Raw genomic sequence first — 12,993 nt, forward strand, 5'->3', positions numbered from 1 at the left:
TTGGAGTTCGTAAATCAGCATTGGATAAAGGGCAATTTCTATAGGACTTTTGTCCATTGGTATCCCTTTCCAGGTTTGTAAATGATAGTTTTCAGTCAGAGGTCTCCAAATCCCCTTGGGAAGGGAGCAGATATCTTCTCGCTCAGAAATTTTGACAAGTCTTTTATTCTGTGAGATGTCTTGATCAGATCTAATGGATTGATCAGCACTTTGATTCTTCATTGCGATCACTCCTCAAACAGATTTAACTTCTGGTGATCGTAATTGTCCCCTCTTCAATACCAACCCCATCTCCATTCCACTGCCAATTAAAAGCATAGATCCAATACAGACAGGTGGAATTTCCATATCTAGTTTTGTGAGGTACTTTAGCAGGTATTTTGAATATTTCCCCAATGGCAGGATAGTAAGTTTTATCTTGAAAATAAATATCCATTTATCCTTCTATAAGGATAATAAATTCATCAGTTTTATGACCTGGATTTGACCAAGACTCCACATAATTTGTTTGATAAATTTCGCATTTAAAACCTTTTGGTTCCCATTCTTTTTTTAATTCTTTTAAACCTAGATTTATTTTTGATTTATTCATGGTTTTTCCTGTTATGTTAGATATTTGCTGACATTAAGTTTGATGATATCCTAAATTTTAGGATTCAAATAAGATTATTTCTTCATATAAAAGCTATAACCTACACCATAATGTTTTTCATGGTATTCCCATGCTTTGATAAAATTAGATTCTAAGATAAACTGATCTAATTCTTCTGGAGTAGGAGAGTTTTCATAGCGAGCTACAAAATTTTTCTCTAAAAAAATACAATCAAGATGATTTAAAGTTTCTTTGGCTCCTTCTAAAGCCCGTAATTCAGCTCCTTGAACATTGAGATATAAAAAATTAAAATCTGAAAAAGCTTGTGAAGATTCCTGAATAATATTATCAATTGTTTTAATTGGCACTACAATGCAGTTATTAATCTGGGAATCTAAAGAATGTTCTTGTTCTTTAAAAACTTTGGTATTAGGTCTAAACACGGAACTTAATGAATTATCTTTCATAACGTAAAAATCTCCTAATTCATTTTTATTACCAATAGCACATTGCACGGATTCTATAGAATTAATCAGTTTCTCTTCAAATAAGAGTTCATAAGATTCTAATAGATGCTTTGTAATATCAATTTTGACATTTAGTTCTTGAAGTAACTCAGGAATTGGTTCAACTACTAGAATGTTAATAAACCCTGACAAACAAAACTGCAATAATAATTCACCTTTATGACCACCTAGATAGAGAACCCCACGCGGTTGAATTTGAAATTTTCTAAAAATAGTGGGAAATAGAAAAAAGTCATATAGTATCTCCTGTCCTAAAAAATACTTTTTGAAGTATTCATCTTGAGCATATAAGTCAAATAACTGTTGCTTTAACAAAGCTAAATTATCAAAAAAATTTAAATCAAAGTCCTTTGAATTTTTCATGATTATCAATAATTTTTGATTAGTAAAATTCCTGTAATTATTATTTTCTGAAACCTACCTATTTAGCGTCCTTCGTTTATTCTTATAGTAAGAATTAAATTATAGCTGTTATCATGTTGGTAAGGTATAAAAATTCTAGGATTAAGGGAACGAGTAACAGGGAACAAAGGGTATACCTCATAGACTATAGAAATACTATATTTTGACTTAATATCAGTTATTAATTTTCCTTTTTTTTAAACCCAACAGATACATCAACCTAGCTTCGTCATATATAGGAAAATCCTCTTCACTTACTAATGTCCACGGTAATTTATCTAAGGCTGTCTGCATTTCACGGCGATAATCTTCCCGTATGGTTAATAAAAAAATTCCTTCTTCCTTTAAAAAGCAGAATAGATTGTTTAATACCTTAACACCAGCATGGGCATAAGCAAAAACTCCTGCTGCAATAATAGCATCAAAATTTGCTAAATTGCTAAAAATTTGGGAATCTTCTAAATTACACTGATGGAGAGCCTTGTAGACTTGTCTCTCTTTAGCGATCGCCAGCATTTTTTCTGACAAATCCGCAGCAGTCAGATTAGTATATCCCTGTTGGGCTAAGGCTTGACCTACTAACCCTGTTCCAGCACCAGCATCTAAGATTGTGGCATCTTTATTAGGAAGCAGTTTGCTTAATGTCCGTGCTATGTTGGCAGGCATAAAAGACCAATCTTCTCTTACATCTACATCATAGGTATTTGCCCAACTATCGTAATTAGTTTTTAATTCCTCAGTGCTTTGGCTATCACAAATCCTAGATAACCAAGGTCTTGTTTCTGAAATATCTTTAGCTTGTTCTCTGGACATCCTCTGTTCTAAGGTAATGGCATTTTCAGGGCTCACCGAAGTCATAGAAAGAGAAGAAAGCTTGTCGATAAATAGATCAATATCTTCAGGCTGAGTATCGAAATTGGTCATCCATCGCACTAATCCAGTAGAACTATCCCAAACATAAAAATGACAAACATTAACCAGAGCTTTGATCCAATTAGGTGGAATTTTCGCAAAGACAGCATTGGTCTCGACAGGATATACTATCTCAACTTCAGGTATGGTAGATACTTGTTCGGCAAGATACTTAGCCATTTTGTTTTCATGGCTAGCATTTTGCAGCCAGTGGTCATCTTTGAGTAACGCTAAAAACTGGGCGGCGATAAATCGAGCTTTTGAAGGCATCTGCATACTTTGTTTCCAGATAGCCGAAAAATTCCGAGATAACGAGGGGTCAGAGTTAGGAAATATGACTGCTTCTCCCATCAAAAGCCCGTTTTTGGTTCCCCCAAAGGATATAGCATCAACACCGAGTTCCGTCGTCAGCGCACCCAAGGAACAATTAAGTGAAGCTGCAGCATTGACAAGACGTGTGCCATCCATGTGAACCCTCATACCGTGCTGATGGGCATATTCCACTAAAGCTAAAATCTCCTGGGGACGATACACCGTTCCCAGTTCCGTGGACTGGGTTATGGATATCACACGAGGGATAGAGGCATGGACGTCCTCTTGCCAATACAAGTAACTTTCAATATCCTGAGGTCGCAGATGCCCATCAGCAGTTTCAATCGGAACTAACTTACTACCAATGAAATTCTCCACAGCCCCACATTCACTATGGTAGAGGTGTGCTTTACTAGAACAGAATATGGTTTCAAAGGAGCGACACAAACAAGCCAAAGCGAATACGTTGGAACCAGTCCCACCGAAAGTAAAAAATACCTGACAATCAGCCCCAAAATTTCTATGGAATTGTTCCATAGCTAAGCGCGTCCACTCATCTTCGCTATAGGCATGAGCGTGTCCTTGGTTAGCGGCTAGGATAGCCTTCATAATTTCGGGATCGACTCCAGCCTCATTATCTGAGGCCAGACCTCTGATCTTGGCATTAACTGGGGATTTTAGAGGACTTTGGGAATTCATGGGCATTTTTAGTAGGAAGTATTACTCTAGAAAGTTGTTCTAAGTATTGGTTCTAAGTATTCTCAGTCGGCTTTCAAAGTCTTCCATATTTAAATAACTGTTCACCATACGTCGTTCCCCTTCATAAGCCATTCGTCCATGCAACAAACGCCAGTTGTCAAATAAAAGAGCATTTCCAGGAGCGAGGCGAAACCGATACTGATTGGCTGGATCATCAATAATTTTACGCCATTCCCAAAGAGCTTCATAAACCTGTGCTGTTTGTTCTCCCCAGTAAAAAGGTGCCCTATCCATGTGGTTGAAGCGAATTCGTTTTATCTGGTTTTCCCCATCAAGTTTAATAAGAGGTTGCCTGGTTTCTAAATGGGTATCAACTTCTAAATAGTGTCCGGGCATTTCCACCTTGGTAAGTAAGGAAAAAGCCTCAGGAGATGATTTCCGAAGGGTTTCCGCAGCATAGAAGCCATCTATGAAAATACTCTCTCCACCAATATAATCTCGATCGAGAACGTGAAATACAATCAGTCCAGGGGGGTCGTAGGAATAAGTTCCATCGGTGTGGGCTGCCAGATACCCATTGGAATAGGCGCTATCAGCATGGGGTTCGCTAATATCGGAGTCAGCAAAACCGCCAAAAATGTCCATCCTAATATAGGCTACCCGTTCCATCAGTGCTTTGGTTGCTTCACGATTTGGTGGTGTATTTGACACCATTCCCAGACCATAACAGGCAATATTCTCTAACCATTTTTTTAATCCCCTAGATTCAGTCATTACTTCATTGAAAGTGACTGTGGGTAGCCCATTAGCAAATGTGTTTGCTGTCCAGAGGATTAAATTTTGGTGAGTCGAATGTTTGTCAATGGTGCTTAAGGTTGTCATGCTTAAAATTATTATAATTTAAACCCCTTTCTTTTCACGAGCCTGGGGAACTGGACGTTGATAGGATTGGTTCTGAATTACGCGCAGACGACTATGGAAATCTTCCATATTTGCTGTGCACATAGCTAGGTAATGATTCCCATTCATGGCACTACCACCATGCAAGACACGCCAATTATCCCACAGCACCATTTCTCCTGAATTCAAGCTGAGTTTTCGCTGTTGGGATTGGTCTTCAACCCATGCCTCAAACTGCTTCAAAGCAGCTTGCAACGCTTGTTTGTTTAGCAAATCCTGCTCAGCAACAGGAAGTTGTGCTTTCGGATTGTAGCGTATACGCTTGAGTCGATCATAACTATCTAGGGTCACAATCGGATCTGAAGCAATCAGATTAATATCCTGCCTCAGGTACTGATAAGAGACAGGATTATTTTGTAATAAACTTAGAGTCTGTGGTGCTTCGCTTTTAATTCTGTCAACAAGCGCCAGACCATCAACAAAAATCATTTCCCAGGGTGAAGTAGATTGGTCGAGGCATTGAACTAATTTAATACCTGGTGGGTCGTAATTAAAAGCTCCATCGGTATGAAGATGGGTTTCATCATAGTCGGAATTAATTGATGGTTTAATTTCGATTATGTTTCCCAAACTACTCTGACGAAGATAGGCAATTCGGTGCATAAGTTGAGCCGCTTCAGCTTTACTCGCCTTCGCACCAATCACTTTACATACTCCGACTTTTGTGAGATGTTCAACCAAATGCCTTAATCCGATATCTGTGTCAATGACACTTCGATAATCAAGACTTGGTAAATCATCACTCCAGTATTTTCGTTCATCTACTGCTACGGAGTTCTCAAGATTAAGCATTCCCCATAGCCAATCATAGGAAAAGTAACTTTTGTGATTATCCTGCCATTGAATTATCAGCCCTGCGGTATCAGTATCCACAACGACTTCTTCCCACCTAAATTTCTCCCAGCCAATGAATACATCATATTCTCTCTGGGCACTAGAAGTGAAACACTCACTACATTGACAGTGATCTCGTAGCCACATCCACGGCAAGGTTACCCTATCGAAATTATTGGTGAATTTAGATACAAAATCCACTTCGATGCCTTTGTCACTAGTCTGCCAAGATTGAACTTTAACGTTTTGAGATGATGAAGATAATTGATATTTTTCAGCACAATTCATTAAAATAAAACTTACTCCTCTAAGCTTTATACAATATCAAGTTTCAGGCTTTGTTACAGAAAAATCGGCTGAAGTTGTGGTATTGGACGAATTGTACTTTCCACTGCAATACCATTGCGTAACGCTAATAGCAATCCCGTCGCCTCCATGTAGCTATTGACACGATATATCGGGTTGCCCTGAGTCTCGATTTGCAATCTTTCAGGAGTAATATCGTATTTAGTTGTATTATCTTTAACTAGGATTACGGGAACGCCTTGGTCTAAAGAAGCGAGGAAAGGTATATTTCCCACGGTTGTTTCTGGCATTACTACCGCCGAAACATTCTCCACCGATATCCTGGTTTCCCCTGGGGCTACGGGAGTATCAAACCTTACCGGACGGGGAGAATTGATTAAACCATTGAGGGGGGAACAAACATAGGCACTGGAAATTAATTCTGCTCCATCCCTAGGGTCTACTAATTTACCAAATCCCGTATGTTCCCACTCCAATAATAAGGGAGCATGGGCAGCAGTAAAGGGATAAAAATTAGTGAGCATGTGGGTCATAATTGCTTCCGCACCGCCCCAAGGATTGGGGATAGATTCCCCTCGGTAGTAAGCTTGACGGATTTTATCGTCTACTTGCAAAGTAGTCATTAAAGCCACTGCCCTAGCCGAAGAATTTTCCACCACATCTAGAGCCTTCATCAACTCGTCCATACCTTTAAATTCCCCGGAAGCATTACCATACTGGGAATAGGTACAGGCGGTTTCCACTGGGCCACCTGTTACCACTACAGGGTCGATATTAATTCCCCCTACAGCACGCAAGCCATTGAGCGCATTAATAACATTGTTTAAAAATCGCTCATCTTTTGGTTTTTCAATAATTGCTGCAATGTTTTCGCGCTTCTCTGGAATAACCCCAATATTGCCCAGTAGTAACTGACAAATCAGATTCCCTTCCAGATAAAGCACATTATCCTGACCGAAATAGATATCCGACGCAGTAACGGCATTGGGATTTGTCACCAGATAGTCACAAGCGGTCGCTAACAGATTGGTACTGGGAGTAGCATCTCCGGCAAAACCACCAATTTCTGCTCTGACTCCGGTGGGAATAATACTAACTGCCACAAACGGTTGGTTAGAAACCCGTTGACGAATATTAATGTCTAGTAATGATGACCAAACCGGCTCTCTGTCTGTATCGATAAAGCTGGATTCAAAAGTTAGCGTATCTCCTTCAACCTTGGTTAAAATCAAGCGAATGGGAACACCTGGTAAGGGAAGCGCAGCAATTTTTTGGGAAATTTCTCTCCAGGTGCGCTGTGAGGGAGGGCATTGAATTTCAAAATCTTTGGTATAGACTTGGGTCATTCTCTGTATTTACTTATCATCTAACAACTGATTCAACCAACCGCATGAGTTTTACACTAATCATCGATTAGCTTACGATTTAACTCAGCGGTCTAATTTCCATTGATTCAGCAAGGGCGAAAACTTGGGGTTATCCATTTTTGAGCTTTCATCTCTTTGCCTCCTAAGTTTTCCACTTAGCCAGTGTATCGTAAGAATTACTTTTTATCGTAGAAAAAATGTTAAGTTTTGCAACAAACCCAGAGCAGACCGGGCTGCATCCCTTTTTTTATAATGGTTTCGTCAATTTTTATTCCCTGCTGCTGCGAATTTGCCCGAGCCAAAGTTCCCGACTTATGCAAGCACAATATTATATCATGTTCAGATAATCAGTTTAAAAAACATAGCTTCCTTTTCGTAGGTAATCTCCCTCCTAATCCCCTGTTCCCTGTTCCCAGATCCGCTGTTCCCTATTACCTACTATTTATAAGTGTTCAACCGCAGATGATATTAATTAATTAAGGCCATTGATTATCGAAGCTATCCTGGCCAGTTCCATAAATTAGATCGCCATAGGTTTGCCAATGGGTTACTTCCTGAAGAGATAACTCAGGAGATTGCAAAATCCTGATATTTTCAACTAATTCAGATTCAGTTTTAGGTGCAGTTAGGACTAAGCGAATCGCTGGTTGACGCAGGACCATGCGATAACAGTCAGCAGCAGTTGGAGCTGGATTTTTCCAGTCTTTATGCCCTTGCAACAGCGAACCCCAACGAGTGGCAGTAAACGCAACTACTGGAATGTCGGCTTTGAGCGCAGCAGGAAACACTTCTACTTCCGCTTTGCGATGGGCCATGTTGTAACGATGCATCAGCACGTCACAGGACTGCTTTCTCAATAATTGTAGTGCTAATTGGCGGTTATGGGTTGTTGCGCCAACATAGCGGATTAATCCTTCAGTTTTCCAGGTATGGATCTGGTTTAAGGCTACTGCAACCTGGTCGATATCATCTTTAGGGGAGATATATTCCAAAAAGAAAACATCTATTGTATCCACATCAAGCAACGAACGAACTTGGTCTAAATATTCGCGCAGTTGGTTAAGATCGCGACTGTTACTGCCCGTGGAAACTACCACTTGATCTCGTTGAGCTGCCAGAATAGGCTTTAGTCCTTCTAGGAAACTGGTGTAATTGAGATTGTAAAAAAAGAAGTAATTGATTCCAGCCTGGTAAGCAATCTCTACACAAGTTGTATCCATTGGGTTTTTAGCTCCCAGACCCAAACTACTGACAGGACTACCACTCAAAGTCTGAATATCCATCGCAATCTATAACCTTTATAATTGTTGTTAAGGTGTAAAAATTGTAGTTTTAATATAACTGTTAAAACAGCCCCATATATGCCAGATATAATAGACATCTGATATGTCTAATTTATAATTCATAATTCATAATTTATCATTCATCTTTTCGATCAAACACTTAGCAATCCGAGCTGCTGCCCCTGGTTGACCAAGGCGTCGCTGACCATTTTCTGCTATCAGCTGTAACTTGTCGGGATTCTGGAATAACTCTTTCGCTATGCTTGCTACAAATTCTGGTTGCTGTGCTATTACTAACGATGGACCTAACAAGCGAGTTTGCGCTTCGGCAAAAGCAGGGGTATATTGGGGACCAACTCCTGGCATGGCAATGGCTGGTTTTCCTAACCCGACAAATTGCTCTGTGGCTGTGCCTGCCATGGCGATACAGAAATCCCCTTGGAGCAGGCAGAGGTTATAGTCGTTCTGGGTTAAAATCAGTGTGCCATTTTGCTTGGTAAAGGCCAAAGCTTGTTTGTCCTGGAGCTGAAAATTGAATGGATGGGATGGCAGGGTGACTTCACTCCAACTATGAGCGACTAAAACCTCCCGTAAAGGGTCTTGGCTTAATCCTGGAGCAATGGCAGCGAGAAATAAAAGCGATCGCGAAGCAAAAGTATCCAGTAACCCTGATGCTGCCAAGATGATTTGATGCCAATTGTGATAAGCTTCGGGTATTCTCGAACCCGGTAGTAAGGTAATGGTTAGGGTACGCTTAGTTTCGTTTAATTCTGCATCTTTGTCATAAACCATCGGTGCTGGATAGTCTGGATAAATCCCATCCATCATGGGATTACCCAGATCAAAAGCTGGGATAGACCACTGCTTTAAGATCTGTGTGGTCAGGGTATCTCTAGGAAAAACCCCATTACAACGGCGATTAGACATCAGCCAACGCTCCCAAGGCAAATAAACTGAGCCTGACCACCCTTCCCAACGGGGTCGATTGGGTAACCATCCCGATTCATCCCGCAAATAGTATTCCGATTTGGCAGTACCAACAAAGCCATAGGGTAAACCACTCCACCAGGCAAACAACAGTGGTACGATATCGCCTACTGCTAGGATAAAGTCCCCTAATTTAGCCCAACGGCGAATTGCTTTTAATTGAGACAAAATCAATTGCACTAAGCCTCCCTGCACATCACGCCACACTTGCTGTTGGGACATATAGATAAATCCACCCGATGGCATCTGCTCAACGGAGCCGATAATAGGGATATCTAATGGCACATAAGCCTTTCCTTCCCCAACTAAGGGTAAGGCGGCTAGTTCTGGACAAGTAGAGTAATGTTGCAATTCCTGTAGAATTTGGACAGCAATCACATCCTCTCCATGACCATTGCTCAGGCATAGTAAACGCATGGTTACTCAGGTTTTAAGATAACTAGGACTTTGGTTGGTTGAAGGTTCGAGGTTTAATGTTGAAGGTTTAATGTTGAAAGTTTAATGTTGAAGGTTTAAGGTTTAAGGTTTAATGTTGAAGGTTGAACGCGATGGACGAAGTCCCGCTTTGCTGCGAAGCGCGTAGCCTTTTGGCCAAGGTTCGAGGTTCAAGGTTCGAGGTTCAAGGCAATAATGTATAGGGTTTATGATAGTAATGATGTACACAATATTTTGGAGATGCCGCACTTTATTTGTAAATATTTTATACAACAATTAGTATAATTTTCCTTAGATATTTTTAAGATAATGATTGTTTTTGGATATCAAAAACAATCAAGCATACCTAGTAATTAATAAGCGCGGTTTTATACACACTATGTTCGGTAACTAACGAATTTTATTCATCACTATAGTAAATGGTTATCGGGTTGATTAGGCCATCACTACATGTTTATTAAAATCGCCGTAATCCATTATTATATAGTGTCAAATAGTTAAAGTCTAGCTGAATATTACTCTTGTAAAACTGTATGAGTTTTCCCTGGGTGATCTAACGCTTAAGGGTTGGGGATTGATAGTTAACTGTTATACTTAAAAGTTGGTTGATTTTTACTTACGTATCTGATATGGCAATGGATATAGACTATCCAGACATTGATATTGCTCCCCTAATCGACCATGCCCTGCTTATTCCCACGGCTACACCAGAGCAGGTAGAAAAATGGTGTCAAGAGGCAGACCAATATAAGTTTGCTACAGTGTGTGTCCCGCCAGTTTACGTTAAACAAGCGGCTGAAATCCTGCATAGTAGAGTACCAAAGGTTTGTACGGTCATTGGTTTTCCCAGTGGTGCTACAACCCCCAGTGCCAAGCTTTATGAAGCCCAAGAGGCAGTGGAAAATGGAGCGACAGAGCTAGATGTAATGATTCACCTCGGTGGTTTGAAAGCCGGTAAAACAGAGGAACTTTACCAAGAAATTGCCCAAATCTGTGAAGAAACGGGTAAAACTGTCAAAGTCATCTTGGAAACTACTGTGCTGAGTGATACGGAAAAACGTCTTGCTGCGGAAATCTGTATGGATGCTGGGGCGCAATTTATCAAAACCAGCACTGGCTGGAATGGTGGTGCCACAGTTGATGATGTCAAATTGTTGAAAAAAGTGACTAAGGGACAAGTTGGAATCAAGGCATCAGGAGGTATCCGAACCATCCAGCAAGCTTTCGATTTAGTCATTGCTGGAGCAACCAGGCTAGGCACCTCTCGTGGTCCTGAGTTGTTGCGACAACGGGATAACCTAGACATTAAAAATTAAAAATTAAAAATTAAAAATTAAAAATAGGAAATTGAAACTTAAAAAGTTAGCATATGCGCACTTATCACAGGCTAGAAGCCTGTGCCACGCACGCGTGCGCGTTCAGCCCCAGGCCAACGGCTGAATACTGATAGCTGATAGCTGACATAAAAAACAACAAATTAACAAGTAAACCTGGCTCTATTTATTTTTAGCCTAATGAGGGACACAAAAGGTTTGTCCTTTTCCCTATTATCTCTTCCGTGTTTCCGATTCCCGATTCCCGATTCCCGATTCCCGATTCCCGATTCCCGATTCCCGATTCCCAGATCCGCTGTTCCCTGTTCCCTAAAACCAAAAATTTGTACCTCACAAAATTAAAAACCGCTATAATGAGTCAAACCTACAAAGCCACTGGAATTAATCTCAAAAGTATACCGCTGGGGGAAGCGGACAGGTTGCTGACAATTTTAACTAGGGAGTTGGGTCTGATTCGGGTAGTGGCACCAGGGGCCAGGAAGCAGAAATCGAAATTAGGTGGTAGGAGTGGCTTGTTTGTGGTCAATCAACTACTGCTGGCAAAAGGGCGATCGCTAGATAAAATTATCCAAGCAGAAAGTACAGAATCCTACCCAGGATTGAGTCAAGATCTCAGTAAACTGGCAGCTAGCCAGTATCTGGCAGAATTAGTTCTCTGTCATGCTTTGAGTGAGCAGCCTCAGGAAGAACTCTACGAACTACTTAATGAACATCTACGGCGTCTGGAGCAGTTACCTAAAATTACAGCTAATCCCTCAGGGTTGTCTTTAGTGTTAGCCCATTTGTCCCATGGTGTCTTTCACCTGCTTGCCCTGGCCGGAATTGCACCTCAAGTACAATTGTGTTGTATCACACAACACAGTTTAAGGCCAGATTTAACTGACCCGAATTGGCGGGTTGGTTTTAGTGTAGAAGCAGGTGGAACTATTAGTTTAGTTACTCATGAGTCCAATCGGAACCATTTACCGAATCAAACTATTCCAAATCAAGCACAGAGCTTGAGTGAAACCATTGACAACCCTGATACTGATATCATCCTACCCCCTCCTCCACGAGTAAATCATAAGCTGAATGCTCTGGAGTTAACTCTGCTTCAACAACTGGCAGCTGCTGAATTACCTCAGCTGAGTACACTATTAAAAGACCAATTGGCAGGGTCGAAAGCGGCTGAGTCTGTAGATTCACTCTGGGTGAAGCTGGAGCGAATTTTGCGAGATTACGCTCAGTATCACTTTGGTCGCTCAATTCGCTCAGCGGCTTTAGTCGATTCGTTGTCGTCTGTTAATTAATAGTAAATAATGACTATTGAAAAAAGTTGTTACTGGTAATAAAAAAGCCTAACCTAGAAAAGCCAGAATGCAATCATCGGAGACTGGAAAAAACCAAAAACACTCCCCAGACCCCACGTCTGATTTCACCAAATCAGATTTGGTGGCAAACCCCTCATCGAGCAGTGATGATCTAAGGGATCAGGAACTGGATTCATCCCCGGATAAAGGATTTATACCAGTTCTAAAAAATTCCAACTTCTTAGCCCTATGGAGTGGTCAAGTCTTCTCTCAGCTAGCAGACAAGGTTTATCTGGTGTTAATGATTGCCTTGATAACCAGTCGCTTTCAAGACGCTGATCAAACTATCAGTGGCTGGGTATCAGCGGTCATGATTGCCTTTACCATCCCAGCCGTTCTATTTGGTTCCTTGGCTGGGGTCTATGTGGATCGGTGGTCAAAAAAAGATGTGCTGGTACTAACCAATCTGTTGCGAGGGGCACTGGTGTTGTTAGTGCCTGGGTTGTTGTCTTTAACTGAAGGCTCGACATCAGTCTCCAATCTGCCACTGGGCTTTTATGTCTTATTAGTGATTACGTTTCTAGTCTCTACCCTGACCCAATTTTTTGCCCCAGCAGAACAAGCGGTAATTCCCTTGATTGTGAAACCGCACCACCTACTGTCGGCCAACTCTCTATATACTACAACCATGATGGCTTCCTTAATCATTGGTTTTGCTGTGGGTGAACCGTTGTTAGCCTTAGCGGATAGGTTG

Annotated in this window: 13 protein-coding genes and 1 pseudogene; 4 read left to right on the top strand and 10 right to left on the bottom strand. The window is 41.0% G+C overall.

The features are described from left to right. The 10 genes and pseudogenes from F6J99_RS31305 to F6J99_RS31350 form a co-directional block, all read right to left on the bottom strand. Positions 1-222, bottom strand: a pseudogene (locus F6J99_RS31305) (cephalosporin hydroxylase); the annotation flags it as partial. A gap of 22 nt (positions 223-244) precedes the next feature. Continuing rightward, the gene (locus F6J99_RS31310; RefSeq protein ID WP_293118803.1) at positions 245-436 is read right to left on the bottom strand and encodes a hypothetical protein; all 192 of its coding nucleotides are present in this window, start codon (positions 434-436) and stop codon (positions 245-247) included. Then, positions 437-592, bottom strand: a complete 156-nt coding sequence (locus F6J99_RS31315) for a hypothetical protein (RefSeq protein WP_293118805.1) — start codon at positions 590-592, stop codon at positions 437-439. A gap of 74 nt (positions 593-666) precedes the next feature. Next, positions 667-1,482 carry an FkbM family methyltransferase gene (locus F6J99_RS31320; RefSeq protein WP_293118807.1) on the bottom strand — a complete coding sequence of 272 codons (816 nt, stop codon included), beginning with the start codon at positions 1,480-1,482 and terminating at the stop codon, positions 667-669. A gap of 213 nt (positions 1,483-1,695) precedes the next feature. Then, complete coding sequence (locus F6J99_RS31325; RefSeq protein WP_293118809.1) at positions 1,696-3,450, bottom strand: beta-eliminating lyase-related protein; 1,755 nt, start codon at positions 3,448-3,450, stop codon at positions 1,696-1,698. A 33-nt stretch (positions 3,451-3,483) separates the two neighbouring features. Continuing rightward, a complete protein-coding gene (locus F6J99_RS31330; protein ID WP_293118811.1) occupies positions 3,484-4,326 on the bottom strand; it encodes a TauD/TfdA family dioxygenase in 843 nt (280 codons plus the stop codon). Positions 4,327-4,344: 18 nt separating this feature from the next. After that, positions 4,345-5,526 carry a TauD/TfdA family dioxygenase gene (locus F6J99_RS31335; protein ID WP_293118813.1) on the bottom strand — a complete coding sequence of 394 codons (1,182 nt, stop codon included), beginning with the start codon at positions 5,524-5,526 and terminating at the stop codon, positions 4,345-4,347. 53 nt (positions 5,527-5,579) lie between these two features. Beyond that, the gene (locus tag F6J99_RS31340; protein WP_293118815.1) at positions 5,580-6,890 is read right to left on the bottom strand and encodes a DUF3326 domain-containing protein; all 1,311 of its coding nucleotides are present in this window, start codon (positions 6,888-6,890) and stop codon (positions 5,580-5,582) included. Between the two features lie 497 nt (positions 6,891-7,387). After that, a complete protein-coding gene (locus F6J99_RS31345; RefSeq protein ID WP_293118817.1) occupies positions 7,388-8,194 on the bottom strand; it encodes an aldo/keto reductase in 807 nt (268 codons plus the stop codon). A 126-nt stretch (positions 8,195-8,320) separates the two neighbouring features. Beyond that, positions 8,321-9,598, bottom strand: a complete 1,278-nt coding sequence (locus F6J99_RS31350) for a lipid-A-disaccharide synthase-related protein (RefSeq protein ID WP_293118819.1) — start codon at positions 9,596-9,598, stop codon at positions 8,321-8,323. A gap of 653 nt (positions 9,599-10,251) precedes the next feature. Between F6J99_RS31350 and deoC the strand changes: the two genes are divergently transcribed. From deoC to F6J99_RS31370, 4 genes are all read left to right on the top strand, one after another. Next, positions 10,252-10,932, top strand: coding sequence for a deoxyribose-phosphate aldolase (gene deoC, locus F6J99_RS31355; RefSeq protein WP_293118825.1), 681 nt, complete (start codon positions 10,252-10,254; stop codon positions 10,930-10,932). Positions 10,933-11,130: 198 nt separating this feature from the next. Further along, positions 11,131-11,292: a hypothetical protein gene (locus F6J99_RS31360; RefSeq protein ID WP_293118821.1), complete on the top strand. Its 162-nt coding sequence runs from the start codon at positions 11,131-11,133 to the stop codon at positions 11,290-11,292. Positions 11,293-11,303: 11 nt separating this feature from the next. Further along, entirely contained in the window at positions 11,304-12,239 is a 936-nt protein-coding gene (gene recO, locus F6J99_RS31365) for a DNA repair protein RecO (protein ID WP_293118827.1), read from the top strand. A gap of 67 nt (positions 12,240-12,306) precedes the next feature. Next, on the top strand, positions 12,307-12,993 hold a 687-nt coding region (locus F6J99_RS31370), incomplete at its 3' end, for an MFS transporter (RefSeq protein WP_293118823.1).

This window comes from Moorena sp. SIO4G3 (assembly GCF_010692305.1).
In the GTDB taxonomy this organism is placed as follows: Bacteria; Cyanobacteriota; Cyanobacteriia; order Cyanobacteriales; family Coleofasciculaceae; genus Moorena; species Moorena producens_A.